19 protein-coding genes and 1 pseudogene are annotated in these 24,348 nt (G+C 72.9%); 17 read left to right on the top strand and 3 right to left on the bottom strand.

What is annotated here, in order from left to right; all coding sequences use genetic code 11:
* The first annotated feature begins 216 nt into the window (after nucleotides 1-216).
* The 14 genes and pseudogenes from IEY61_RS17245 to IEY61_RS17180 form a co-directional block, all read left to right on the top strand.
* Nucleotides 217-2,364 carry a TOMM precursor leader peptide-binding protein gene (locus IEY61_RS17245; RefSeq protein WP_189045515.1) on the top strand — a complete coding sequence of 716 codons (2,148 nt, stop codon included), beginning with the start codon at nucleotides 217-219 and terminating at the stop codon, nucleotides 2,362-2,364.
* 56 nt (nucleotides 2,365-2,420) lie between these two features.
* Nucleotides 2,421-2,603 (top strand): hypothetical protein, encoded by a 183-nt coding sequence (locus IEY61_RS17240; protein WP_189045513.1) that lies wholly within the window; start codon nucleotides 2,421-2,423, stop codon nucleotides 2,601-2,603.
* 182 nt (nucleotides 2,604-2,785) lie between these two features.
* Nucleotides 2,786-2,929, top strand: coding sequence for a hypothetical protein (locus IEY61_RS17235; protein ID WP_189045511.1), 144 nt, complete (start codon nucleotides 2,786-2,788; stop codon nucleotides 2,927-2,929).
* Between the two features lie 74 nt (nucleotides 2,930-3,003).
* The gene (locus tag IEY61_RS17230; protein ID WP_189045509.1) at nucleotides 3,004-3,189 is read left to right on the top strand and encodes a thiazolylpeptide-type bacteriocin; all 186 of its coding nucleotides are present in this window, start codon (nucleotides 3,004-3,006) and stop codon (nucleotides 3,187-3,189) included.
* Nucleotides 3,190-3,275: 86 nt separating this feature from the next.
* The gene (locus tag IEY61_RS17225) at nucleotides 3,276-5,258 is read left to right on the top strand and encodes a TOMM precursor leader peptide-binding protein (protein WP_189045507.1); all 1,983 of its coding nucleotides are present in this window, start codon (nucleotides 3,276-3,278) and stop codon (nucleotides 5,256-5,258) included.
* A 10-nt stretch (nucleotides 5,259-5,268) separates the two neighbouring features.
* Nucleotides 5,269-6,975: a SagB family peptide dehydrogenase gene (locus tag IEY61_RS17220; RefSeq protein ID WP_189045505.1), complete on the top strand. Its 1,707-nt coding sequence runs from the start codon at nucleotides 5,269-5,271 to the stop codon at nucleotides 6,973-6,975.
* A 41-nt stretch (nucleotides 6,976-7,016) separates the two neighbouring features.
* Nucleotides 7,017-9,782 carry a lantibiotic dehydratase gene (locus IEY61_RS17215; RefSeq protein WP_189045503.1) on the top strand — a complete coding sequence of 922 codons (2,766 nt, stop codon included), beginning with the start codon at nucleotides 7,017-7,019 and terminating at the stop codon, nucleotides 9,780-9,782.
* Complete coding sequence (locus IEY61_RS17210; RefSeq protein ID WP_229705991.1) at nucleotides 9,775-10,824, top strand: thiopeptide-type bacteriocin biosynthesis protein; 1,050 nt, start codon at nucleotides 9,775-9,777, stop codon at nucleotides 10,822-10,824. Before IEY61_RS17215 ends, IEY61_RS17210 begins: the two co-directional genes overlap by 8 nt.
* A complete protein-coding gene (locus tag IEY61_RS17205) occupies nucleotides 10,821-12,056 on the top strand; it encodes a metalloprotease (RefSeq protein WP_189045499.1) in 1,236 nt (411 codons plus the stop codon). The genes IEY61_RS17210 and IEY61_RS17205 overlap by 4 nt, the downstream gene beginning before the upstream one ends.
* 256 nt (nucleotides 12,057-12,312) lie before the next feature.
* The gene (locus IEY61_RS17200; RefSeq protein ID WP_189045497.1) at nucleotides 12,313-14,142 is read left to right on the top strand and encodes an AMP-dependent synthetase/ligase; all 1,830 of its coding nucleotides are present in this window, start codon (nucleotides 12,313-12,315) and stop codon (nucleotides 14,140-14,142) included.
* Between the two features lie 124 nt (nucleotides 14,143-14,266).
* Complete coding sequence (locus IEY61_RS17195; RefSeq protein WP_189045495.1) at nucleotides 14,267-15,985, top strand: serine/threonine-protein kinase; 1,719 nt, start codon at nucleotides 14,267-14,269, stop codon at nucleotides 15,983-15,985.
* Between the two features lie 47 nt (nucleotides 15,986-16,032).
* Complete coding sequence (locus IEY61_RS17190; protein WP_189045493.1) at nucleotides 16,033-16,815, top strand: hypothetical protein; 783 nt, start codon at nucleotides 16,033-16,035, stop codon at nucleotides 16,813-16,815.
* 85 nt (nucleotides 16,816-16,900) lie between these two features.
* The gene (locus IEY61_RS17185) at nucleotides 16,901-17,857 is read left to right on the top strand and encodes a mechanosensitive ion channel family protein (RefSeq protein WP_189045491.1); all 957 of its coding nucleotides are present in this window, start codon (nucleotides 16,901-16,903) and stop codon (nucleotides 17,855-17,857) included.
* A gap of 160 nt (nucleotides 17,858-18,017) precedes the next feature.
* A pseudogene (locus IEY61_RS17180) lies at nucleotides 18,018-19,250 on the top strand (MFS transporter); the annotation flags it as partial.
* A 122-nt stretch (nucleotides 19,251-19,372) separates the two neighbouring features.
* Here IEY61_RS17180 and IEY61_RS17175 read toward each other — a convergent pair.
* Entirely contained in the window at nucleotides 19,373-19,780 is a 408-nt protein-coding gene (locus tag IEY61_RS17175; RefSeq protein WP_229705990.1) for a YchJ family protein, read from the bottom strand.
* A gap of 79 nt (nucleotides 19,781-19,859) precedes the next feature.
* On the opposite strand from IEY61_RS17175, the gene IEY61_RS17170 reads away from it, so the two are divergent.
* Complete coding sequence (locus IEY61_RS17170; RefSeq protein WP_189045485.1) at nucleotides 19,860-20,576, top strand: MBL fold metallo-hydrolase; 717 nt, start codon at nucleotides 19,860-19,862, stop codon at nucleotides 20,574-20,576.
* Between the two features lie 7 nt (nucleotides 20,577-20,583).
* On the opposite strand, the gene IEY61_RS17165 is transcribed toward IEY61_RS17170, so the two are convergent.
* Together IEY61_RS17165 and IEY61_RS17160 are read right to left on the bottom strand one after the other, a co-directional pair.
* Nucleotides 20,584-21,048, bottom strand: coding sequence for a histone (locus IEY61_RS17165; protein ID WP_189045483.1), 465 nt, complete (start codon nucleotides 21,046-21,048; stop codon nucleotides 20,584-20,586).
* Nucleotides 21,049-21,136: 88 nt separating this feature from the next.
* Complete coding sequence (locus IEY61_RS17160) at nucleotides 21,137-21,511, bottom strand: hypothetical protein (protein WP_189045481.1); 375 nt, start codon at nucleotides 21,509-21,511, stop codon at nucleotides 21,137-21,139.
* 743 nt (nucleotides 21,512-22,254) lie between these two features.
* Here IEY61_RS17160 and IEY61_RS17155 point away from each other — a divergent pair.
* Both IEY61_RS17155 and IEY61_RS17150 read left to right on the top strand, forming a co-directional pair.
* A complete protein-coding gene (locus IEY61_RS17155) occupies nucleotides 22,255-22,848 on the top strand; it encodes a hypothetical protein (protein ID WP_189045479.1) in 594 nt (197 codons plus the stop codon).
* A 228-nt stretch (nucleotides 22,849-23,076) separates the two neighbouring features.
* Complete coding sequence (locus IEY61_RS17150; RefSeq protein ID WP_189045477.1) at nucleotides 23,077-24,324, top strand: lycopene cyclase family protein; 1,248 nt, start codon at nucleotides 23,077-23,079, stop codon at nucleotides 24,322-24,324.
* The last annotated feature ends 24 nt before the right edge of the window (nucleotides 24,325-24,348 follow it).

The following is a 24,348-nucleotide window of genomic DNA, read 5'->3' as shown; positions in this document are numbered from 1 at the left end:
CCAAGCCAGCGACCGTCCACAGGGTAGCGGAGGCCGATCCGCGCCGGAAGTCCCTACCTGCGCGGCTGAACGAACGTTTTGTCTTAGCCGCAGGTCACGACCGCGATATTCACCGGCAGCATTACCTTTTCAGCGGAGTTTGTTGACTCGCGAGTTGACCTTGGGCAGCATGTAGTCACTTTCATGACTGTCAACGTCGATGCCATAGGAGCCCAGATGAGCGTGCTGCCGGACGCCGGAGAGACTCTTGGAACGCGGCCGAAGCTCCGGCACGACGTGGTCTTCCTGGACGCGCCCACCGGTGCGTACCTGCGCGGACCGGACAGCGCCTTCCTGATCAAGGGCAAGACCGCCTTCCGCTGGCTGACCTCGCTGAGCCCGTACCTCACCGGCGAGCACACGCTGGCGAAGCTCACCGAGGCCCTCGAGCCGGCGCAGCGGCAGACCGTGCTCACCCTGGTCCGCGCGCTGATCGCGCGCGGATTCGCCAAGGACGTCGGTGACCGCACCGAACTGGCCGAGCCGCTGGCCCGCCGGTTCGCCGCCCAGATCGAGTTCGTCGACCACTTCGCCGACGACCCCACCGGCCGGTTCCTGCGGTTCCATCACGCCCGGGTGGCGCTCGGCGGCGGGGGAGCGGCCCTGCTCGCGGCGGCCCGCGGTCTGCTCCGCAACGGGTGCCTGACGCTGGACCTGTACCCGGACGACGATCCGCAACGGTACGCCGAGGCGCTGCGCCCCGACCTGGCGGAGCTACGGGCCGACGGGCTGCCCACCGCGGTCACCGTCCACGCCGGACCGGTGACCGCGGCCGGCGCGGACGCGGTGGTCTACTGCACCGGGCCGAGCGGCCTGGCCCGCCTCGCCGAGCTGTCCCGCGCCTGCCACCGGGACGGTCCACTGCTGGTGCCGGTGATCTGGGACGACGACCGTGCGGTGGTCGGGCCGACCGTCACGGCGGGGCAGACACCCTGCTGGCTCTGCGCCCAGCTCCGGCTCACCGCCGCCGCCGACCCGGCGGCCTCGGCCGAGTTCTGGCGCCACCTCGCAGTCGGCGCCGAGGCCGGCGCACCCGGGAACCTGCCCGAGGTGACCGGGCGGATGTTGGGCAACGCCGCCGCGTTCGAGCTCTTCCGGGTGCTGACCGGCGCCCTCGCGCCGGACACGGCCGCCGGGGTGCTCCTGCTCGACGCGACCACCCTGGAATCCACCCGGGAACGGGTGCTGCCACACCCCGCATGCCCGGTCTGCCGGCACGTCGAGGTGCCCGCGGTCGAGCCGTCCGACGGCTCGGACGACGAGACGTACCAGCGCGCCGAGGTGCTGGTGGCGCCGAACGCCGGAGTGTTCACCCGGTTCGTCGACGACCCGCTGGAGCAGGCGCCGCTCAAGACGGCCCGGCTGCGGCTGCCCGGCCGGCGCGGGCCGCGCGAGGTGAGCGCCTTCGACGTACACACCGTGATGGGTGCCCGGCTCGCCGCGTACCGGGCGGCGGTCCGCGACCATGTGGCCCGGTACGCCGACCCGACCGGCGCGGTGACGGCGGCCGCGGCCGAACTGCGCGAGCGCGGCGAGCACCCGGTGCCGTGGACGCAGCTGGACACGGCGGTCGGTGGGCCGCCCGACGACCCCCGGCGGCGGTGGCTGCCCGCCACGGTGCTGGGCCGCGAGGAGCGGGTCTGGGTGCCCGCCGCACTGGCCCTGCCCACCACCGGCCGGGGCGCCGAGGACTGGGTCGAGCCGACGGTGGCCGGCGCGGCCGTCGCCGCCACCCTCGACGGCGTGATCGACCAGGGCCTGGCCGACGCGCTCGCCTACCATGCGCTGATCAGCGCCATCCGCGGCCGGTCCGGGCTCCGGTCGGTGAGCGAGGAGGACCTGGTCCGCGACGACGACACCGCCTTCGTGGTCAAGGCGGCGCACCGCTTCGGCTGCCGGCTGTCGGTCCTGTCGCTGGCCGGAGCCGAGCCCGCGCACGCGGTGCTCGCCGTCGCCGAGCTGCCCGGCGGGGATCGCCAGTGGGCGCTGGCCGGCGGGTTCGACCCGGTTGCCACCCGGCTGGCCGCCGCACTGGACGCGGTCGGCCGCGTCCAGGTGCGGCACTTCGAGGGGATCGACGCCGACCTCGGCGACCCGGTGCTGCGGGACTTCGATCCGGCGACGCTCATCACCGGCATCACCACGACCGGCGTCACCGGCGCCGGCGCCCCGGCCGGCACCGGCCGGGCTGCGGTGCTGGCGGCGCTGGCCGCGCGGTCGATCGACGCCCTGCTGGTCGAGACGACCACCCGGGACATCCGGGCCAGCGGGGCGTTCCGCAGCGGCGTGGTCCTGCTGCGCCACCACGGCCGCACGGCCGACTGAAGCCACCACAGCAATGTGGTCCGGCGAGGCACGCACCACGGAAAGGAGGTGGAAACATGCCGATCACTCTGAACGACGAGCTCCGCGAGCTGGAGACCGAGACCTTCGAGATCGAGGAGATCGAGGACGGCGCCGACGCGCTCGCGGCGACCAGCTCCAGCTGCTCCTGCTCCAGTTGCTGCAGCTGCAGCACGTCCAGCTGTTGCAGTTGCAGCACCAGCTGCTCCAGCTGCGGCTGATCCGGGTGAGCGGGGTTGACCTCCGACGCCGATGACCTCCGTCCTGGTGGGACCGCAACACGACCCATCCGCCGCCGACTGACCTCGGCGAGCAGCCCCTGCGTGCCTCCGCTGGATCCACCGTGGTGGTGCGGCCACCGACCACAGACGACTGGCGCCGACCCGGCTGAAGGAGACGTCCCGTGCCGATCCAACCCCCGACATCCGCTTCGCTACCCGATTCGGTCCGCAGTGAACTCCGCGATCTGCAGACCGAGACCTTCGAGGTCGAGGACATCGCGGAACTGTCCGCCGACCTGATGGACATCTGCAGCAGCACCAGCTGAGCCACCGTGGCGCCGGACGTTCCGGACGCCCGGCGCTGTCGTGGCCCGTGCCACCGGAGGGGAGGTGAATCGAAGTGCCGGAACTCATTGACGAACTGCGCACGCTGGAGACCGAGACGTTCGAGATCGAGGACGTCGACGCCATCGACGCGATGGTCATGGCCTGGTCCAGCTCCAGCTGCTCGTGCTCCAGCTGCTGCAGCTGCAGCACGTCCAGCTGCTGCAGCAGCAGCACCAGCACCGGATGCGGCGGCGGGTAATCCCGCTGCCGCCGTCCCCGCCGGCGGTCCACGTCGGCGGGGCACCCGGTCCCCGCCCCAGCCGTACGAGCGCAGACAGGTGAACGATGATCGTCGATGTCCAGACCACTTCCACCGGGTGGGACAGCAGCCTCAAACAGCTCGGCGAGGCGCTCCACGAGCGACGCCAGGACCAGGCACACCCGCCCGGCCGGACGCCGCTCGACGGGCTCACCGTACGCATCGCCGCCCTGGGCCTGACCGACGCGTACCGCGACGGTGCCGAAGCTGTCCCCGGCGGCGACGTCCTGCCGATCTGGTTGCACGGCGCGACCGCGCTGGTCGGCCCCCGCTGGTCCCCGCCGCCAGACGACTCGCAGCGGACGGCGGAGCCCGCCCCCGCGCCGCGGCCCTGCCCGCTCTGCGTCCAGCGTCGCTGGCAGGCCATCCGGGTACGCGAGGAGCGGCACGCCCTGGAGCACGGTGCCCGGGTCGGTGCGGTCGCCGCCCTGCCCCACCTGACGCCGTTCGCCGTCGACGCGCTGTGGCAGCTCCTGCTCGACGCCGCCCGACCGAAACCCGAGCGGCCCGGCGTCGGCCGCCTCCGGCAACTGCGGATGGACACCCTGGAGATCACGGTCGTGGCGGTGCTGGCCGATTCCGAGTGCCCGGCCTGCGCCCGCCCCCGCCCGGACACCGCCGAGGCCGCGGTCATCCCGCTGACCAGCCGGCCCAAGCCGGACCCGTCCGGGTACCGGCTACGCTCGGCCGGGGACCTCGACCTCCCGGTCACCGCGCTGGCCAACCCGATCGCCGGCGCGCTGGGCGGCAACGCGCTGCGCGCGTACAACGCCACCGCCACCGCGCCGGTGACCGGCTATTTCCGGGTCCGCAGCCGATACGACCTGCACGAGATGTGGTGGAGCGGGCACGCCAACAGCTACGGCGGCAGCGAGACGTACGCGCTGCTGGAGGGGCTGGAACGGTATGCCGGGCAGTTCCCCCGGGCCAAGACGACCACGGTCTTCGACAGCTACGCCAACCTCGCCCCACACGCCCTCGACCCGGCCGGCCTGGGCTACCACCCGGCGTTTTATCACGGCCACGGTCTCTACTACGCCCCCTACTCGCCGACCGAGCCGATGCACTGGGTGTGGGGGTACTCATTGCGCGACCGCGAGCCCCGGCTCGTGCCCGAGCAGTTGGTGTACTACCTGGACCGGCGCACCGACCAGCGCAAGTTCGTCCAGGAGTGCTCCAACGGCTGTGCCAGCGGCAGCTGCCCGGAGGAGGCGCTGCTGCACGGCATGCTCGAACTGGTCGAGCGGGACGCCTTCCTGCTCGCCTGGTACGGCTCGGCGCGGCAGGCCGAGATCGACCCGGCGACCTGCCGCGACGAGCGGGTGCACTTCATGCTCGACCGGGTGAACCTGCTCGGGTACGACCTGCGCCTCTTCGACACCCGGGCCGACCTGCCCGTCCCGGTGGTCACCGCGGTCGCCGTCAAGCGCGGCGACGGACTCGGCCAGCTCTGCTTCGCCGCCGGTGCCAGCCTCGACCCCGACGACGCGGTCCGGGCGGCGGTCTGCGAGACGGCGTCCTACGTCCCCGGTTTCGACGAGCGCGTCGCCGCCAGCGAGCCGGCGCTGCGGGAGATGACCCGCGACTACACCAAGGTCACCGAGCTGAGCCACCACGCCCTGCTGTACGGGCTGCCGGAGATGGCCCACCACGCCCGGTTCCTCTTCGACGACCCGCCGCTGCGCTCGATGACCGAGCTGTACGGCGACTGGCTGGCCGCCCGGCCGACCCACGACGACCTGCGCGCCGACGCGGAGTACCTGTGCGGGCTGATCGCCGGCCTCGGCGGCGACGTGCTGGCCGTCGACCAGACCTGCCCGGAGCAGGAAATCGCCAGGATGCACACGATGGCGCTGGTGGCCCCCGCCCTGGTCCCGATCGACTTCGGGTGGCAGCGGCAACGGGTGTTCTACAGCGACCGACTGGAGCGCCACCTGGCCCGGGGCGGGTCCGGACCCGACCGGCTGGGACCCACCGGCCGCAACCCCCACCCGCACCCCTTCCCATAGGAGCACCGGCATGCAGCAGGAGGCCCGCGACGTCGTCCGGGACTACACCGAGGCGGTCTTCCGCCGGGCCCGGACCCCGATGGAACCGCTCAACTTCGAGGTGGACTGGGTCGACCAGCCCTCCCGCCACACGGCGTACCCGGGCGCGCCCCGGGTGCCGCTGCCGGCGGACCTGCCCGAGCTGGCCACCCTGCGGGACCTGTTCACCCGGGCAGGACCGCCAGTGGCGGACGGATTCACCCGGGCAGGACCGCCAGTGGCGGACGGGGCCACCGGGGAGGAACCGACGTCGACCGGCTGGTCGTTGGCCCGGCTGGCGACCCTGCTGCGGCTGTCGTACGGTGTGCTCGACAGACGGATGACCGTCAACTGGAACCAGGACGTCGCCAAGCGGGCGCACTTCGAGCACGCCGTCTGGGGACGGGGCACCGCGTCCGGCGGCGGCATGTACCCGGTGGAGCTGTACCTGGTCGCCGGCGCGTCCGCACCGCTGCTACCCGGCGTCTACCACTACGACACCGGCCGGCACGTGCTCCAACGGCTGCTGCTCGGCGACGTCAGCGGCACCGTCCGGGCCGGGCTCGCCGCAACCGAGGACGCCGACAGTTTCCTGCTGGCGAGCATCAAGTTCTGGAAGAACTCGTTCAAGTACAACAGCTTCTGCTACCACGTGGTCACCCAGGACCTCGGCGCCCTGCTCGGCTCGTGGGAACTGCTGGCGTCCGCGCTGGGCGTACCGCTGCGTCGGCTGCTCTGCTTCGACCCGGCGCCGGTGGACCGGCTGCTCGGCTTCGACAGCGACCAGCAGAGCGTCTTCGCGGTGGTGCCGGTGCGGTGGGCCACCGACCCACCGCCCGGCACGCCCGACCCGGCTGCCAACGTCGGCACGGACCCGGTCGCGGCGCCGGCTCCGTCGGCCGTGGACGTCCAGGTCCGGTACGCCGCCCACGAGCGTTCCCGCCGGGTGCGGCAGTTCCCGGCCGTCACCGCGGCGCACCGGGCGGCAGCGGCCCCCGCCGTCATCGCCCCGCAGGCCGTCTCCGACGCTGCCCCCCGGGAGATGCCCGGTGCGGCGGTCACGTTGCCCGCACCCCTGCTCGACCGGCTGGACCGTCCCCTGTCGGCGGTGCTGGCCACCCGGTCCAGCAGTTTCGGCCGGTTCCGCCGGCCACCCGAGCTGACCGCCGCCGAACTCGGCACCACCCTCGCCTTCGCCACCGCCGGCCGGCACCATCCGGCCGATGCCGGACTGCCCGTCAACGCGCCGGCGCTGACCCGGCTCTGGGTCTTCGCCAACCACCTCGACGGGCTGGCTGCCGGCGGCTACGCCTACTGCCCCCGGCGGCACGCGCTGCTGCCGGCCGGGCCGGAGCCCGAAGGTGGGATGTCCGCCTTCCTGCAACAGCAGTACTTCCTCACCAACTACACGATGGGGCAGGTGGGGGCGGTGCTGGCCATCTCCGGCCGGCTCGACGCCGTGCTCGACGCGTACGGCCCCCGGGGCTACCGGATCCTCAACGCCGAGATCGGCGCCGTGGCCCAGCGGGCGTACTGCGCGGCCACCGCCCAGCGCGTCGGCTGCGGCGCGGTGCTGGGCTTCGACAACGTCTCCATGGACACCGCCCTCGGGCTGGACGGCACCGACGAACGGACCGTGCTGTTCCTGCTCCTCGGGCGGCACCCGGACGCCACGGCCGACCTGGCGTACCGGCTGTGACGCCCCCGACCCGCGCCGCGGCGCCGACGAAGGAGAGACCCGTGACGGTGTCCCTGCCCGCACCACCGGCCACCGAGGTGTCCTGGCGGATGCCCGAGGTGTTCATGCTGCGCACCGCTGGCCTGCCCCTCGAGATCGCCGACCAGCTCGTCTTCGACCGCAGCGCGGCCTGGGCCCGCCGCCTGCTCGACCTGGAGGAGCGGCTGCGCGACACCGGCCGGGAACTGGCCGACGCGCTCCAGGCGGCGGTGGCTCGCAACCTGCACGACGACGGCCTGCGACAGCGGCTGATCCGGCTGCGGCGCGACGTGTACAACCTCCGCCAGCCCCGCCCGGCCGACCCGGCGGCCTGGCCGTCCGGGCCGCTCGGCGCGGACACCCACCGGGCGTTGACGCACTGGCTGGAGATTTTCGCGGAGTACCGGCGAGACCGGGCCGGCGGCGAGGCGGTGCTGGCCGAGGAGTGGGCCGAGCGCCGGGCGATGCTGCGCGAGTTGGCCGACGACCCCGACCTGCGCGGCGGGATCCTGCTCGCCTCCCCGTCGCTGGACCAGTACCTGCCGGGTTACCTCGCCGCGCCCGGTAAGCCCGGCAAGCGGGCCCGGCGGGTGGAACGGTCCCTGCTGGAGTACACCCTGCGTACCGCCTGCAAGACCAGCCCGTTCAGCCGGTTGACCACGGTCAACGTCGGGACGTTCGCACCGGGTGGCGGCCGGCTGCTCGACGTCCGGCCGCAAGCCGGTGCGGCCAAGCGCGGCGTGGCCCGGCTCAACCTTGCCGTGCTGGGCCGGTTGTCGGCCATCGTGCTGGCCGACGAGACGCTCCGCGCGGACCTGCCGGTCACCGTCACCACCGGCTGGCGGATCGACCGCGGCCGGCTGCGCTACCTGCGCCGACGGCGGACCAGCTCCGAGGACGGCGACGCCGCGATCACCCTGGAGTCGATCCACGAGTCGCTGTTCGTGCTGCCCACCGGCCAGGTGCTGCACGACATCCTGGCCGCGCTCGACGGCGGCCGGGTGCGCCGGCTGTCCGAGTTGGCCGTCGAGCTGACCACCGACGGCCGGCCGGCGGACGAGGTCGGACAGTACCTGCACCACCTGCTGCGGGTCGGCCTGCTGGTGGTGCCGAACCTGCAACTGGACATCCACGCCGACGACCCGGTCGAGGGCTACCGGGCCGCGCTGCGCGAGATCGACCGGGACTGGGCCGACCGGCTCGCCGACCGGGTCGGCACGGTCAACCATCTCGCCACCGGCTACCCGACCGCCGACGTGGCCGATCGCCGCGCGGTGCTGGCGGACATCCGCCGGGAACTGGTCGCCGCCCACGCCGACCTCGGCCGCGCCGACGTCCCGGCCCCCCGCACCCTGCTGTACGAGGACGCCACGCTGCGCACCGAGGTTCCGGTCACCGCCGACCGAAACCGGTGGCGGCGCGAGGTGCTGCCCGGCCTGCGCGCGCTGGCCCGGATCATGCCGGTGTTCGACGTGAACCTGCCCCGCAGGCTGGCCACCAAGGGCTTCTTCCGGGCCCGCAACGGCGTCGGTGGCCGCTGCGACGACCTGCTCACCTTCGCCCACGAGTTCCAGCAGGACTTCTTCGACCACTACACCGGGCGGATGATGCGCCGCCGGGCGTTCGACGCGGACAACGCGTACGTGCGACAGGAGAACTGGTTCCGGCAGGAGGAAATCAGCGCCCTGGACGACGCGCGCGAGGAGGTGGCCCGACGGGTGAACGAGGCGTACCGCCGGCTGCCGGCCGGTGCCGAGGAGTTGGCGCTGGACGACGCGTTCATGACCGACGTCGCCGCCCTGGTGCCCGACACGCTCGGCACCCTCGACCCGCGGTCGTTCTTTCTCCAGCTCGCCGACCAGGGCGACCGGCACCGGGTGGTGGTCAACCGGATCTACTCCGGGATGACGCTGTTGTTCTCCCGCTTCGCTCACCTCTTCGCCGACGAGGACCTGGCCGCCACGCTCCGTGCCGAGCTGGCCCGGCTCCAGCCGCCCGGCGCGGTGCTGGCCGAGCTGAAGGGCGGGTACGACGCCACCAACCTCAACCTGCACCCGGCCGTCACCCCGTACGAGCTGGTCTGCCCGGGGGAGATCAGCTTCCGGCCGGCGGCCGAGCAGATCCACATGGACGATCTCAGCGTCGAACACGACCCGGCCGCGGACCGGCTGCTGTTGCGCTCGCGCCGGCTCGACGCCGAGGTCATCCCCGTCTACCTGGGATTCCTGCTGCCGATGGCGCTGCCCGAGGTGCAGCAGGTGCTGCTCACCTTCGCCTACCTCGGGATGGCCCAGCCGGATCTGTGGGCCGGCACCACCGTGCCGCTGCCCGACCGGGGTATCGCCGGCTACCCCCGGATCGTGCACGGCGACCTGGTGCTGCAACGGCGGATGTGGAAGCTGCACCCGGACTACCTGCCGCCGGCGCGCACCGGGCAGCTCGGTGACGCCGACTGGTTTCTGTCCTGGCAGCGGTGGCGGCGCGACAACGGCCTGCCCCGCCGGGTGTTCGCCACCCCGGACGGCAACCGGCTCGCCGCGAGCACCGACGACGAGGGTGCGGCGGCGCAGGGCGGCCGACCGGACCACAAGCCGCTCTACGTCGACTTCGACAGCTACCTGTGCCTGCAGCTGCTGGAGGCGATGGGACGTTCGGCGGGCAGCCGGCTGGTGCTCGCCGAGATGCTGCCGGACCGCGACGAGCAGCTGCTGAGCGGCGAGGCCGGAGCGTTCGTCACCGAACTGACCGTCGAACTCAACGGTGTCCGAGGGGGAGCCGAGCATGACTGATTACCCGTCGCCGGTCGACCATGACTGGCTCAGCGTCCACGTCTTCTACGCCAGCAACAGCAACCCGATGCTGGTCGAGGGAATCCGGCCGCTGGTGGACGAGCTGCGGGCCGACGGACTGATCAGCCGGTACTTCTTCATCAAGTACTGGATGGAGGGGCCGCACGTGCGGTTGCGGGTGCTGCCCGCCCCGGGCGTCGACCCGGCGCTGGTGCGGGCGCGGGTGGACGCGGCCCTCAGCGCGTTCCTGCGCCGCCGGCCCGCGCTGTACGAGGTCGACAGCGAGGGGTTGGGTGGCCTGTACAAGCAGATGTTCCTCGCCGAGTACGGCCAGCAGCGGTGGGACGAGGAGTACGGCCCGGACGGTGTGATGCCGATGCGGGCGAACAACAGTTACCACCACATTCCGTACGAGCGCGAGTACGGCCGCTACGGCGGGCCGGCCGGCATCGAGCTGGCCGAGTGGCACTTCGAGCACTCCAGCGACGTGGTGCTGGACCTGCTGGCCACCACCAACGTGCATGTGCGTCCGGTGCTGCTCGGCCTCTCCGCCCAGCTGAGCATGATGATGTGCGCGGCCTTCCTTCCCGACGACCGGCGCATCGCCGAGTTCCTTGAGGAGTACCGCCGGTTCTGGGAGGTTTCCTACTCCGAGCCGAGCGACGACTACCACGCCAGCTTCGACACCAGTTACCGCCGGATGGACGCCGGGCTGCGTGACCGGCTGACCGCCATCCGCGCGGCGGCCCGCGACGACGCCGCTGTGCGGGCCACCGGAGTCGAGGGCCGTTGGGCGGCGCACTGCCGCGAACTGCGGGACCGGGTGGTCGACGCGACCGGCCGGGGCGAGCTGCTGTTCCAGCGCGGCGGCGGCGAGCCGACTCCGGTCGGCGACCTCGACGCCGCCCTGCCCATTCTGCTCAGCTCGTACGTGCACATGACCAACAACCGCCTCGGCGTGAGCATCCTCGACGAGATCTACCTGTCGTACCTGATTCGGGCCGCGCTGCTCGACGACCTCACCCCGGCCGGGCCGCGATGACCACCGTCGACGCCACCTGGACCCGACCCCGACTGCGGGACGGCATTGTCCTCGGCCCCGGCCAGTGGCGGGACGGCAAGCTCGTCCACCACATCAAGGACCCGGAGACCGGCTGGTACTACCGGGTGGGGCCGCGTGAGCATTTCCTGATGTCCCGGATGGACGGCACCCGGAGCCTGGACGAGCTGGCCGGCGAGTACGCCGTCGCCTACCGGCGCCAACTCGGGCCGGAGAACTGGCAGCAGCTGTTCGGCATGCTGCACCAGCGGCAACTGCTGCACGGCGCCACCGACCCCGAGGCCATCGCCCGGCTCACGGCCTCGGCCGCCGCAGGCGTGGCGAAGGCCCGGCGCGGCCCGCTGTCGGCCCGCCTGCCGCTGTTCGATCCGGAACGGCTGTTCACTCGGCTGCTGCCCTGGCTGGCGCCGCTGTTCAGCTGGTGGTTCGTGGTGCCGGCGCTGCTGGCTGTGCTCGCCGTCGCCGGGTACGTGGCGCTGCACCTGCCGGAACTCGCCGACGGGGTCACCAGCGGCAACCGGCCCCTGCCCGCGATTTTGGCCGCAGTGGTCATCACCTGGGCGATCGTCTTCCTGCATGAGTGCGCCCACGGGTTGACCTGCCGGCACTTCGGCGGGCGGGTCACCGAGATCGGGATGATGTGGCGCTTCCCGCTGCTGGCTCCGTACTGCAAGGTCGACGACGTGGTGCTGTTCACCCCGCGCCGGCGGGTGGCGATCTCGTTCGCAGGGGTCTTCGTGAGCATGCTCGCGCTGTTGCCGTTCGCAGCGATCCGGCTGTGGGGTACGCCCGGCAGCCTGCTGTACGAGCTGGCCAGCACGCTGCTGCTCTTCGGAACTGTGGCCGCCGCGCTCAACCTGGTGCCGTTCCTGCGACTCGACGGCTACTACATGCTCAGCCACGCGCTGAACCTCACCGATCTGCGAACCGACAGCTATCGCTTCTGGGGTCGGCTGTTGCGCCGTGGCCCCGGCGCGGTACGCACCCACCGCCCCCGCGACCGGGTCGCCTACGCCCTGTACGGGCTGACGTCGGCGGCCTTCGCCGCGACCGTGCTGACCCTGCTGGTCCGGTACTGGTACGACACCCTGGCCCGCTGGGTCGGCTCCGGCTGGGCCGTCGCCATCCTGCTCACCGAGGCGGCGCTACTGGCCGCCCTCCTCGCCCACCTGGCCCGCCGCCACCGTCCCCCCACCCCAACGCCGGTCCCCTAACCCCGCCACCCTTCGCCGGTCTGACCGGTAAATGACCTGTACCACGCCTGCGAGGCGTCCCGAAGAGACCGGGGTGACTTGCACTTCTTGTCCGGATATAAGCCCTGAAAGTGGGCATATGGGCGACTGGAAGTGCAAGATCGACGTAGTGGGCCGGGCGTGAGGGAGGGGCGGACAGGTTTTCGTGTTCCGGGGGCCGGTTGGTGGGTACGGAGCCACCATCAGCGCGACGGGATACGACGGCAGGTGGGCGGGCGTGTGGGAGACAGCGGTTGAGTCGATCGTCGGCGGCGAGGACGCCAGCCTGGCCGAGCAGGTGTGGCGAAACGCGGCGCAGGACCCGGACGGCGTGCAGTTCGTCCGCCCGGACCCGGACCCCCGCTCATGGCCGGTACGGCGATCAGGTCGACCCGACGCCCTGCCGGTGACCTGCCAGCAGTTCCGCGACGACGTGCTCGCCGTGGCCCGCGGCTTCGTCGCTGCCGGGGTGGCGCACGGCGACCGGGTCGGGCTGCTCAGTCGCACCCGCTACGAGTGGACGCTCGTGGACTACGCACTCTGGTCGATCGGCGCGGTGACCGTGCCAATCTACGACACCTCCAGCATGCAGCAGATTGGCTGGATCCTCGGCGACTCGGGCGCGGTGGCCTGCGTGGTGGAGACCGGTGACCATGCCGCCACGGTGCACGGGCTGCGACCGGACCTGCCTGCGGTGCGGCAGGTCTGGCGGATCGACGCCGGTGGGCTCATCGAGCTGACCGCCCAGGGTGATGCCGTCGACGTCGCCGAGGTCGACGCCCGCCGGGCTGCGGTCACCGGCGAGGACATGGCGACCATCGTCTACACCAGCGGCACCACCGGCCCGCCGAAGGGCTGTGTGCTGACCCATCGCAACATCTCCGCCGACGTCGGCGCCGCCACCGAGGTGCTGCCGCAGCTGCTGCGCCCGGGCGCGGCGACGGTGCTGTTCCTGCCGCTGGCACACGCCTTCGCCCGGCTGATCCAGGTCGGCATGGTGCACAACCGCGCCACGCTGGTACACAGTCCCGATCTCGCCGGGATGCTCGATCAGCTGCGCCGGTTCCGGCCCACCTTCATCCTCGCCGTGCCCCGGGTGTTCGAGAAGATGCGCGACCAGGCCCGGCACGCCGCAGAGGACGCGCGCCGCGGCTGGCTGTTCACCCTCGCCGAGCAGGTGGCCGTGCGGTACAGCCGGGCGCTGGACGGGCCGCGCGGACCGGGCGTACCGCTGCGCCTGGCGCACCTGTTCTTCGACGTCGCCGTGTACCGCAGGCTGCGCGCCGCCCTCGGCGGCCGGTGCCGGACGGCCATCGTGGGCGGGGCGCCGCTGGCGGAGCGACTCGGACACTTCTTCCGGGGCGCGGGCATCCTCCTGTTGGAGGGTTACGGGTTGACCGAGACCTCCCCGGCGCTGGCGGTGAACGTGCCGACGGCCATGCGGATCGGCACGGTGGGCCGCCCGTTGCCGGGGGTGCGGATCCGCACCGCCGACAACGGGGAGGTCCTCGCCCAGAGCCAGGTGGTGTTCGCCGGCTACTGGAACAACCCGGAGGCCACCCGGGAGGCGTTCACCGACGACGGGTGGCTGCGCACCGGCGACCTCGGTCGACTCGACGACGACGGTTTTCTGCACATCACCGGCCGGACCAAGGAGATCATGGTCACGGCGGCGGGCAAGAATCTCGCGCCCGCGCCGATCGAGGAGCGCATCCGAGCGCATCCGCTGGTCAGCCAGTCCATGCTCGTCGCCGACGGCCGGCCGTACGTGGCCGCGCTGGTCACCGTGGACCCGCAGGCCTGGCAGCGCTGGCAGGACGCGCAGGGGCATCCCGGCGGATCGTTGGCGCAGCTGCGCGACGACCCACGGCTGCGCGGCGCGATCCAGGGCGCGATCGACCAGGCCAACCGGACCGTCTCCCGCGCCGAGCAGGTGAAGACCTTCCGGATCCTGCCGCGGGACCTCACCGAGGCCGACGGCGAACTCACGCCCACCCTCAAGATCAAACGCGAGGTGGTGCAGGCCCACTTCGCCGACGAGATCGCGGCGCTCTACCGCGGCCACTGACGCTCCACAATGCACCCGGTCGGCCGGAGACGACAGCTGTGGGGACGATGGCCGCGCGGGCCGTGGGGACGACAATGTTCAGCGTGCTCGATGCCCAGCTGTGCGAAATCCCGGAAGTGGTGGCATGACCGGCTGGCGGGTTTCCGGCTACACCCCGGTCCGCCGGCTCGGCGCCGGCGCGTCCGGCAGCGTCGACCTCGCCGTCCACGCCGCCACCGGCACCCCCGTGGCGATCAAATACCTGACCGGTCGACTCGATGACGTCTCGTTCCGCACCGCCTTCCGCGACGAGGCCCGGCTGCTGGCCGGCATCGACGACCCGTACGTCTGCCGTCTCTACGAGTACGTCGAGGCCCCGGGCGGCTCGGCGATCGTGATGGAGCTGGTCAACGGCGTCTCGCTGCGACAGTTGCTGCGCGCGAAGGGCTCGACCACGCCGGAGTCGGCGTTGTGTGTGCTCAAAGGCTCGCTGGCCGGGCTCGGCGCGGCGCACGCCCGCAGGGTGGTGCACCGGGACTACAAGCCCGAGAACCTACTGGTCACCGCCGAGGGCACGAGCAAACTCGCCGACTTCGGCATCGCCATGCCGGTCGGCGCCAGCTCCGGCAGCAGCGTCACCGGCACGCCGCGCTACATGGCCCCCGAGCAGTGGACCGGGGCCCCCGCCAGCCCGGCGTGCGACATCTACGCCGCCACCGCCACCTTCTTCGAGTGCCTCACCGGCCATCCCCCGTACGGCGGGCGGGACCTGGCCACCCTGCGCCAGCAGCACGCCCGCGCGCCGATCCCCACCGATCCGGCCCCGCGCCCGGTGCACGACCTGCTACGTCTCGGCATGGCCAAGCGTCCCGCCGAGCGACCGCAGTCCGCGCACGTCTTCCTCGCCACGCTGGAGGAAGTGGCGTACGGGGCGTACGGGGCGGATTGGGAGGAACGCGGGCTGCGGGAGCTGGCCCGGCGCGCGGCGCTGCTGGCCGCCCTCTTCCCGTTTCCCGACCGCGCTGGCGGCGGCATCAGCGTGGCCAGCACCGCGCTCGGCGACACCACCGTCGGCCCAGCCGGCGGCGACGGCAGCGGGCGGCCCGCGCTGCGGCGCACCGGCCGCGCCCGGGCGGCGCTCGTCGGCGGTGGCTTGGTGGCGGCCATGCTGGTCGGCGGGGCCGCGCTCAGCTACGTCGCCCGGGATGAGCCGATCGCCCCCTCCGGGGCGGTGCGGCCCGAGGCGACGACGGAGCTGACCGGCGGCGTCGTCCCGACCGGCGGCGCATCCGTCCCGCCCACGCCCGACGGCTCTCTCCCGCCCACGCCCGACGCATCCATCCCGCCCACGCCCGACGCCTTCACCCCGCCCACCTCCGCCGCGCCACCCGCCCCGACCGGCGGCGCCACCGCGGCCGGGCCCACCCCGTCCACGACACCCACCGGTGGCCCTTCGTCCGCCACGCCGATCCCCACCCTGTCGACCAGGGTCAGCCCGCCAACACCGCCGGACAGCACCCCACCCACCATCGCCCGGGTCGCGGCGAACCCGACCGAGCTGGACCCGACCGGCTGCCCCTTCGGGCCCACGGCGAGCACCATCACCGCCCACGTCAACGACGACCGCACGGCTGTGGGTGACCTGCGAGTCCGCATCCGCTACACCCTCGAGAAGCGGTCGTACGAGCAGAGCATGGCCCTGCTCGACGGCGGCCAGTTCCGTGGCGTGCTCGGTGACCTGCCGCGACCCGCATCCACCACCCGGATCCCGGTCACGGTCGTCGCCACCGACGGCACCGGCAACACCACCGTCGGCGACTCGACGGTGTACGTGACGCTCTACTCCTTCTGCACGCCGGGCTGACCGGGCGCGCCCCACCTTCCAGGCGACGACGACCAGGAGATGTAGCCGTGACTCAGCCGGACGACGCGACCGAGGCCCTGCCCACCCACCACCTGCCGGCCGACCCGGCGGCCGTCACCGAACGCCACCGCACGCCTCCGGTGCCGGCGCAGGAGCCCACGGTGCACTTGAGTGGTGCGGAACCGACCGTGTACCTCGGCAGGGGGGAGCCCACGGTGCACTTGAGTGGCGCGGAACCGACCGCACACCTCGCCGGTACCGCGACCGACACGGCGGGCGCGTCCGGAGTGCGTACCAGCCGGGGAACGCTCGCGGCCCCGACCACCGGTCCTGGCGGCGAGCTGCGGTTCGGGCCCGGCGTGCCGGTCGCCCCGCCGCCGGCGCCCGCCTGGCCCACACCCGTGCCGCCGACACGCCGCAGGTCGGCCTGGCGCCGGCTCGTCTCGGTGCTGTCCACCTTGCTCACCCTCGTCCTGCTCGCCGCAGTCGGGCTGTGGATCTGGCAGCGGCTCAGCCCACTGGAGATCACCGAGGTCAGCGTCGCCGTACCCAGCCCGGCCGGGGAGCGGTGCGATGTCAGCGTCGACGTGGTCGCCACGGTACGGACCAACGGCCGCGCGGGCACTGTCGAGTACCAGTGGCTCCGCTCCGGTAGCGCGCCTGGTGCCCTGCTCGACGAGCGGGTCGGTTGGGGCCAGCGCAGCGTCGAGCTGACCCTGCGTTGGTCGTTCAGTGGGATCGGCACCACCACCGAGAGCGCCACCGTGAACATCGTCTCCCCGGCACCGACGCAGGCCAGTACCGAGGTCGTCTACTCCTGCCCGGAATGAGAGACGGCGCTGCGGGCGTTTCCCGCCCGTACCGCCGGGGTAGGTCGGGTCGGACGAACCACCCGCCCCTGTGGAGGACCATCCGATGCGAGACAACTTCGGTGACGCGGTGGGGGACACCCTCCGGTCGATACTGCTCTTCCTACCCAAGGCCGTCGCCTTCGTAGCGATCCTGGTGGCCGGCTGGCTGGTTGCCAAGGCGGTGCTGAAGCTCGTCGACCGGCTGCTCGAACGCGTCGGCTTCGACCGCGCCGTCGAGCGCGGCGGGATCGCACGGGCGCTGGCCCGCTCCCGCTACGACGGCAGCGACATCGTCGCCCGCCTCGCCTACTACGGGGTCCTGCTGCTCACCCTCTACCTGGCGTTCGGCATCTGGGGACCGAACCCGATCTCCGATCTGATCGCCGGTGTCATCGCCTGGCTGCCCCGGGCCTTCGTCGCGATCGTCATCGTGGTCGTCGCCGCCGCCATCGCCGGGGCGGTCAAGGACATCATCTCCGGCGCGCTCGGCGGCCTGTCGTACGGCCGGCTGCTGGCCACCATCGCCTCGGCGTTCCTCCTCGGCCTCGGCATCATCGCCGCGCTGAACCAGATCGGTGTCGCCACCGCGGTGACCACTCCGGTGCTGATCGCCGTGCTGGCCACCATCGGCGGCATCCTCGTGGTCGGCGTCGGCGGCGGACTTGTCCGGCCGATGCAGAAGCGTTGGGAGTCCTGGCTGTCCCGCGCCGAGCAGGAGTCGCGCAGCATCGCCGAGCACGCCCGCGCCTACTCCGCCGCCCGCCGCGACGCCACGCCCCGTACCGCCGAGCCGAGCGCCGCAGACGCCCCGCCGGCAACCGGCGCGCCGACCTCCGCCCCGTTCACCGCGACCGCCGGCGGGCCCGGCGCTGCCACTGTGGCCGGTTCCGCCGGCACGTCCGGCTACGACCCGGAGGCCACGCAGATCGTCACCCCCACCGGAACGGACGTGCCGGCACAGCGCGGCGCCGACGACAGCGAGTCGACCATGATCCTGCCGATCCCCGACGAGCAGCGCTGACTCCCGCGAGGCTTTCCGGCGGCGTCCTGGCACACCGGGGCGCCGCCGGTTAGCATCCCCGCCATGAACTGGCCACGTTGATCCGTCGCTCGAGGCCGTGGGCCGCCAGCGGTCGCCGTAGCACCGGCGTCCGTCACCCGTCCCACCCGGAAAGGCCTCGATGACCCCCACCTCGACGGGTGTCCGCAAACTGGCGGCCACCCTCTACGCGTACGCGTTCCTCACCGACCTGGTCCTGCTCTACCCGGTGTACGCGTTGCTGTTCGCCGACAGCGGCCTGTCGGTCGGGCAGATCTCCTCGCTGTTCGTGATCTGGTCGCTGGCCGGGCTCGCACTGGAGGCGCCCTCCGGCGCGTGGGCGGACGCGATCTCCCGGCGCCGAATGCTCTGCCTCGCACCACTGTGTGCCGCCGCCGGCTTCGCCCTCTGGACGCTCGCACCGTCCTATCCCGCGTTCGCCGCCGGCTTCGTCGCATGGGGAGCCGGTGGCGCGCTCGCCTCCGGCGCCCTGGAGGCCCTCGTCTTCGACGAACTCGACCATCTCGGCGCCGCCGACCGGTACGCCCGCACCATCGGCCGGGCCCGCACCGCCGGCACCGTCGGCGTACTCGTCGCGATCCTGCTGGCCGGGCCGGTGTTCGATGCCGGCGGCTACCTGGCGGTCGGGTCGGCCAGCGTCGCGGCCTGCCTGCTCGCCGCCGCCGTGGCGGCCCGCCTGCCCGAACACCGTAACGTCGCCGCCGTGCCCACCGCGGTCTCGGGCGCCGCGCCGCCCGCTGCGACCGGACCGGATCCGGGTGGCGACGACGAGCCCGGCTGGTGGCAGGGGCTGCGCGCGGGAGTCGCCGAGATGCACCGCAACCATCGGGTACGCGCGGCGGTGTTGCTGGTCGCGGCGGTGACCGCGGTCTGGGGCGCGCTGGAGGAGTACACCCCGCTGCTGGCCCGGGACACCGGCGTCGCCGTGTCGACCGTGCCGCTGCTGCTCCTGCTCGTCGCGCTGGGACAGGTCGCCGGCGGCCTGCTCGCCCCACTCGGCCAGCGACTGGGCGCCGGCGGGTACGCGCTGCTGCTGGCCGGTTCGGCGGTGGCCCTGGCCGGCGGGGCGTTGCTGCGGCAGTGGGCTGGGTTCCTGCTGCTGGCGGCGGCGTTCTGCGGCTTCCAGCTCGGGTCGGTGCTGGCCGATACGCGGCTGCAGGAGCGGATCGACAGCGGCACCCGGGCCACCGTCACCTCGCTGGCCGGGCTGGCGACCGAACTGACCGTCATCGCGGCGTACGCCGGGTACGGCCTGGTCGCCGGGGTGGCCGGCAACCCGGCGGCGTTCGCGGTCGCGGCCGTGCCGTACCTCCTCGTCGCGGTGCTGCTGGCGGCCGGCCGAGGGGGTCGCCGCGACGGCCCGGCCGGGGCCGGCACCCGCCCGGGGCCTGCCGGGGCCGGCCGTCCCAGCCGGGGGCCTGCCGGGGCCGGCCGTCCCAGCCGGGTGTCTGCCGAAGGCGTCGGCCGGAGCGACGCCTAGGTGGACACCGCGTCGAGGTAGACCCAGCGTCCGTCCTCGCGGACGAAGCGGCTGCGCTCGGTCACCGTGCCGGGCCGGCCGGCTTCCCGGTAGTGGGCCCGGAACTCGACCGTGCCCGCGCTGTCGAACAGCCCACCACGCTCGGTGTCGACGACTTCCAGGCCGATCCAGCGTTGACCGGGGTCGAGACGCAGCCGGGCCGGCCGGGTGCTGGTGTGCCAACTGCGTAGCAGGTACTCCGGATCGCCCACGGCGAAGGCGGCGTAGCGGGACCGCATCAGCGCCTCGGCCGTCGGCGCGTCGGCCTCACCGATGTGCAGGCGCCGGCAGCAGTCCGCGTACGGCAGACCCTGCCCGCACGGGCACGCCGTCTGCTCCGCCCGCCGGCTGTCTCGTCTGGCCACCCCGTCATCCTCGCCGCTACGCGAACTATCGGTCACACCGGGGACGGACATCGAACAGGCTGGATGATAGGTTGCGGTGATGGCGCGGGCACCCGCAGTTCCCCTCGCGCCCGGCGTCTGGCGCATCCCCACCGCCGGCCGGGCAATGATCAACTCGTACGCGCTGGTCGGCGACGACGGCGCGGTCACCCTGGTGGACTGCGGGGTGAAGCGGGCGCCGGCCCGGATCGTCCGTGGGCTGGCCGCGATCGGCAAGCATCCCGCCGACGTCACCCGGATCGTGCTCACCCACGCCCACCCCGACCACGTCGGCGGGGCCGCCGAGGTGGCCCGCCGCACCGGCGCGCCGCTGGCCCTGCACGCCGCCGACGTCCCGTACGCCGAAGCCGGGAACTCGCCACCGGGAGATCCGACGGTCGGCGGCGCCCGGTTGTTCGCCCGGCTCTCGTCCGGGCGCTTCCCCGCGTTCGAGGTGGCGCAGCCTCTCGCCGACGGGGACCTGCTCGACGTCGCCGGCGGGCTGCGTGTGGTGCACACGCCGGGCCATTCGCCGGGTCACGTCTCGCTGCTGCACGAGCCGACCCGGGTGCTGATCACCGGCGACGCGCTGTTCAACGTGGCCGGTGTTCGATGGCCGGTGAAGTTGTTCTGCACCGACTTCCAGATGACCCAGCTGACCGCCCACGTGCTCGGCGAGCTGGAGTACGACGTGGCCGCCTTCACCCACGGGCCGGAGATCACCGATCAGGCCCGGGAACGGGTCCGAGGCTTCCTCGCGCGCCTGTCCCGGGAGTAGCCAGCGATCAGCGGGCACCCGTGCGCGCGCTGCGGCGGTTGCCGAACGACTCCATCGTCGTCGCCTTGCGCGCCGGCGTCGTACTGGCCGTGCGGGAGCGGGCGGCCGTCGCCTGCGTGGCGGCCGTCTTCCTGGTCGGCGCCTTCTTCGCCGGAGCCTTCGCGGCCGTGGCCCTCGTTCCGGGCGCCTTCGTAGCGGTGGCTGTTCCGGTCGTCGCCTTCCGGCCGGCCGGCGCCTTCTTCGCGGCGGTTGCCTTCGCCGTGGGCCGTCGGGTCGGCGCGGCCGTCGCGGAGATGGCCTTCTTGCGGGCGGTACGCGGGGACGTCGGCGTGGGCTTCCCACCCGGCGACTTCGCGGCCGTGGCCCCGGTGGCCCGCTTCGTCGCCGTGGCCACCTTCTTCGCCGCCACCTTGGCCGGCGGTGGTGCCTTCCGCGCCCCGACCTGCTTACGGGCCCGTCCTGCGTGCGCCATCCTCGCTCCTCGCATCTACGTGGCGCACGGTCTTCCCGGCACCGGCGGGGTCAAACACCACGACCGACAGTGGGATGTCGGGTGCGGGTCAGCGCACTGCGGCGCTGACCGCGTGTCGGCGGCGCCGGGCCAGGATGACGACGCCGCCGAGCGCGTTGGCGAGCAGGACCGCGCCACCGGCCACGGTCACGGCGTTGTGGCCCTCGCCGCTGTGGCGGTCGTTGTCGCGTCGGTCGCCGCCTCGTCGGTCGTTGTCGCGGCTGTCGCGGCTGCGTCGGTCATCGTCGCGGGAGTCGTCGCGGGAGTCGTCGCTGGCGGCGGTGCTGTTCGTCACCGCGAACACGACGGCTTCCCCGGCCGGTAGGCGTGACGGCGACATTGTGCTGCCAGCCGGGGTGGCACCCGACAGCAGCAGCCCGAGGGCGACACCCGCCACCGGTACGAGGAGCTTGCTCGCTCTCACGCGCCTTTGCCTCCTCTCTCGTCCGCGGTCGCGCGGGACGCCGTGCCGCCCATGGCCTGCCGGTGGCGACGGTGGCCTTCGACGTGCGCTCAGCCCGAGGTGGGTCGCCACCCGAACGCTGCGCTCCGGGAATCCCCGTTACCGCCCGGTGTCCACCCGGCAGACGAAGAATCCGGGCTGATCAGTTGGTCGTGATCACGGATGCACCCTGGGCGTCCCTGACCCGGCCGACCCGGTGATGGGGTTCCCGCGCCGAATTCGCCGGGTGTCCGGTTTCAGCCGGGCCCCACCGTCTCCCGAAACCACGAGCCTGTTGTCCGATTCCGGAGCGGCTCTACGCCGTCGGGGCCGGTGTGACGGCCTTCGGCATCCAACCCGGGGACGCACCCACCACCGCACGCCCCTCGCGGCGTCTGTCAGGCAATGTCCGGCATGTCGGGTGAGCCGACCACGGGCTCGCCGGAATGTCGGGTGGCTCGGCGGCGTTGGATCGGGTGGCTGACCGCACCGGCTCCGCTCACGGCGGCGGCCGATGCCCCCGGAAAACGCGGCCGATGCCAGCCCTCTGGGAATCACCGCCCCCGGTCAGTCGTTACACATGGTCCCGGCGCCGCGAAGAGGCCCTGGCCCCGCGCGCTGGACGACCTTCCCCCCCCTTTTTCTTTGAGCGCCGGACGGTGCTTGCGCATCCACGAGCCGACCCCCATCGGCGGGTGCGCCAACCCCCGAATGGAGCCTCTCTGATGAACACGATGCTGCGTAAGACCGTGCTGGGTATCGCTGGTCTGGCTGTTGCCGGTGGTCTGGCCGCCGGCCCGCTGAACCACGCCACGACCGAGACCACCCCGACCACCACCAACCCGGTCACCGCCGTCGCCCAGGCCGACAAGCCGGACGCCGGCAAGCTGATGCCGCATGGTGTGCAGGGTAAGCAGTCGCGGATCGACCTGAACGACGAGCAGGTCGGTAACGCCAAGGCGATCATCGCCGCGACCAAGAAGACCGGCATGGACGAGCGTGCCGCCGTGGTCGCCATCGCCACCGCGTTCCAGGAGTCGAAGCTGGAGAACCTGGGCCACCTCGGTGCCCGTAACGACCACGACTCGCAGGGCCTGTTCCAGCAGCGCCCGTCCAGCGGGTGGGGCACGGTCGAGCAGATCACCGACCCCGAGTACTCCACCACCGCCTTCCTGAAGGGCCTCAAGCAGGTCAACGGCTGGCAGGACATGCCGCTGACCATGGCCGCCCAGACCGTGCAGGTATCGGCGTACCCCGACCACTACGCCCAGTGGGAGCAGCAGGCCGCTGACCTGGTCGCCCAGCACTGGAACAGCTGACCCGACACGTGACACGCCAACGGCCGGCACCCCACCAAGGGTGCCGGCCGTTTCGGCGTCCCACCCCACCCCCACCCCCACCCCCCACACCCGCCCCCACCCCACCCCGCGCCCGCGATCTTGCAGTTTCTGTCGCCACGAAGGCCCATAAAAAGGGCATATGGGCGACCAGAAGTGCAAGATCGGCGCATCCCCGGCCTGTGGGGGCGATGCCCGTAGAGTGGGTGCGTGGGTGGGGGGCTGGTCGACGTTGACGTTGCCTTGGTGGGTGGGGGCGGTGCGGCCTCGCTCGTGCTGGCGGCGTTGGCCCGGCACGGGGTACGTGACGTTCGGATCGCCGTCGTCGACCCGGTGCACCGGCGGGGCCACGACCGGACCTGGGCATTCTGGGACCAGCCGGGCAACGACCTGGACGACCTGCTCAGCGCGAGCTGGTCGCAGGTCGAGGTGATCACGCCCGGCGCGCACCGCACCCTCGACCTCGCCCCGATGCGGTACGCGATGCTGCGCTCCGGCCCGGTCTACGACCGGGCGGCCGAGGCGGAGCGGCGCCTCGGCGTGACCCGGATCGTCGCCGCTGTCGAGGCGCTCGACGACGACGGGGAGCGGGTGCTGGTGCGTACCGGCGGCGACCGGCCGGTGCTGCGGGCCGGTTGGGTGCTGGACTCCCGGCCCCGACCGCCGCACCGCCCCGGGCGGACGAACTGGTTGCAGCACTTCCGGGGCTGGTGGCTGACGGCTGACCGGCCGATGTTCGAGCCGGGACGGGCCGTGCTGATGGACTTCCGCACCCCGCAGCCCGCCCGGGGTGTCTCGTTCGGGTACGTGCTGCCGGTCGACAGCCGGTACGCGCTCATCGAGTACACCGAGTTCTCGCCGCACCCGCTCAGCGGGGCGGCGTACGACTCGGCGCTGGCCGGCTACCACGAGCTGCTCGGCCTGGACCCGGTCCGGTGCACGGTGCGGGAGGTCGAGAACGGCGTCATCCCGATGACCGACGGCCCGTTCGTCGCCCGCCCGTCGCCCCGGGTGGTCCGCCTGGGCACCGCCGGCGGCGCCACCCGCCCGTCGACCGGCTTCACCTTCACCGCCATGCGCCGGCAGGCCGACCAGATCGCCCGGGCGCTCGCCGCCGGACGGCCACCGGTGCCGGCGCCCGCGTACCCTCGGCGGCACCGGTGGATGGACGCGGTCGCGCTGCGGGCCCTGGACCGCGACCTGGTCGGCGGTCCGGAGTTCTTCGGTCGGCTGTTCGACCGCAATCCGGCGCCGCGGGTGCTGCGCTTCCTCGACGGCGCCACCACCGTGGCCGAGGACCTGGCCGTGATGCGTTCCGCCCGGCTGCTGCCGATGGTCACCGCCACCGTGGGCGACGCCGCCGGCCGCCTTCACCACCGGCTGGCCCCGGCGCGCCGACCGGCCTGGACGATCCCGCCGCCCGTCGTCGGCGACGAGCCACCGGGCAGTGCCCGCTGACCCGACTTGGGCTGTTGATTCGGG

The sequence above is a fragment of the Micromonospora sonchi genome, from assembly GCF_014646235.1.
GTDB classification, from domain to species: domain Bacteria; phylum Actinomycetota; class Actinomycetes; order Mycobacteriales; family Micromonosporaceae; genus Micromonospora; species Micromonospora sonchi.
The sequence above is the reverse complement of the archived record's forward strand: the minus strand, read 5'-3'. Positions and strand labels throughout refer to the sequence as shown.

What these genes read in the sequence shown, in the direction of transcription:
- IEY61_RS17205 (WP_189045499.1), top strand. Translation starts at nt 10,821, where the DNA reads ATGACCACCGTCGACGCCACCTGGACCCGACCCCGACTGCGGGACGGC.
- IEY61_RS17225 (WP_189045507.1), top strand. Translation starts at nt 3,276, where the DNA reads ATGATCGTCGATGTCCAGACCACTTCCACCGGGTGGGACAGCAGCCTC.
- IEY61_RS17170 (WP_189045485.1), top strand. Translation starts at nt 19,860, where the DNA reads ATGGCGCGGGCACCCGCAGTTCCCCTCGCGCCCGGCGTCTGGCGCATC.
- IEY61_RS17165 (WP_189045483.1), bottom strand. Translation starts at nt 21,048, where the DNA reads ATGGCGCACGCAGGACGGGCCCGTAAGCAGGTCGGGGCGCGGAAGGCA.
- IEY61_RS17155 (WP_189045479.1), top strand. Translation starts at nt 22,255, where the DNA reads ATGAACACGATGCTGCGTAAGACCGTGCTGGGTATCGCTGGTCTGGCT.
- IEY61_RS17210 (WP_229705991.1), top strand. Translation starts at nt 9,775, where the DNA reads ATGACTGATTACCCGTCGCCGGTCGACCATGACTGGCTCAGCGTCCAC.
- IEY61_RS17220 (WP_189045505.1), top strand. Translation starts at nt 5,269, where the DNA reads ATGCAGCAGGAGGCCCGCGACGTCGTCCGGGACTACACCGAGGCGGTC.
- IEY61_RS17185 (WP_189045491.1), top strand. Translation starts at nt 16,901, where the DNA reads ATGCGAGACAACTTCGGTGACGCGGTGGGGGACACCCTCCGGTCGATA.
- IEY61_RS17240 (WP_189045513.1), top strand. Translation starts at nt 2,421, where the DNA reads ATGCCGATCACTCTGAACGACGAGCTCCGCGAGCTGGAGACCGAGACC.
- IEY61_RS17245 (WP_189045515.1), top strand. Translation starts at nt 217, where the DNA reads ATGAGCGTGCTGCCGGACGCCGGAGAGACTCTTGGAACGCGGCCGAAG.
- IEY61_RS17195 (WP_189045495.1), top strand. Translation starts at nt 14,267, where the DNA reads ATGACCGGCTGGCGGGTTTCCGGCTACACCCCGGTCCGCCGGCTCGGC.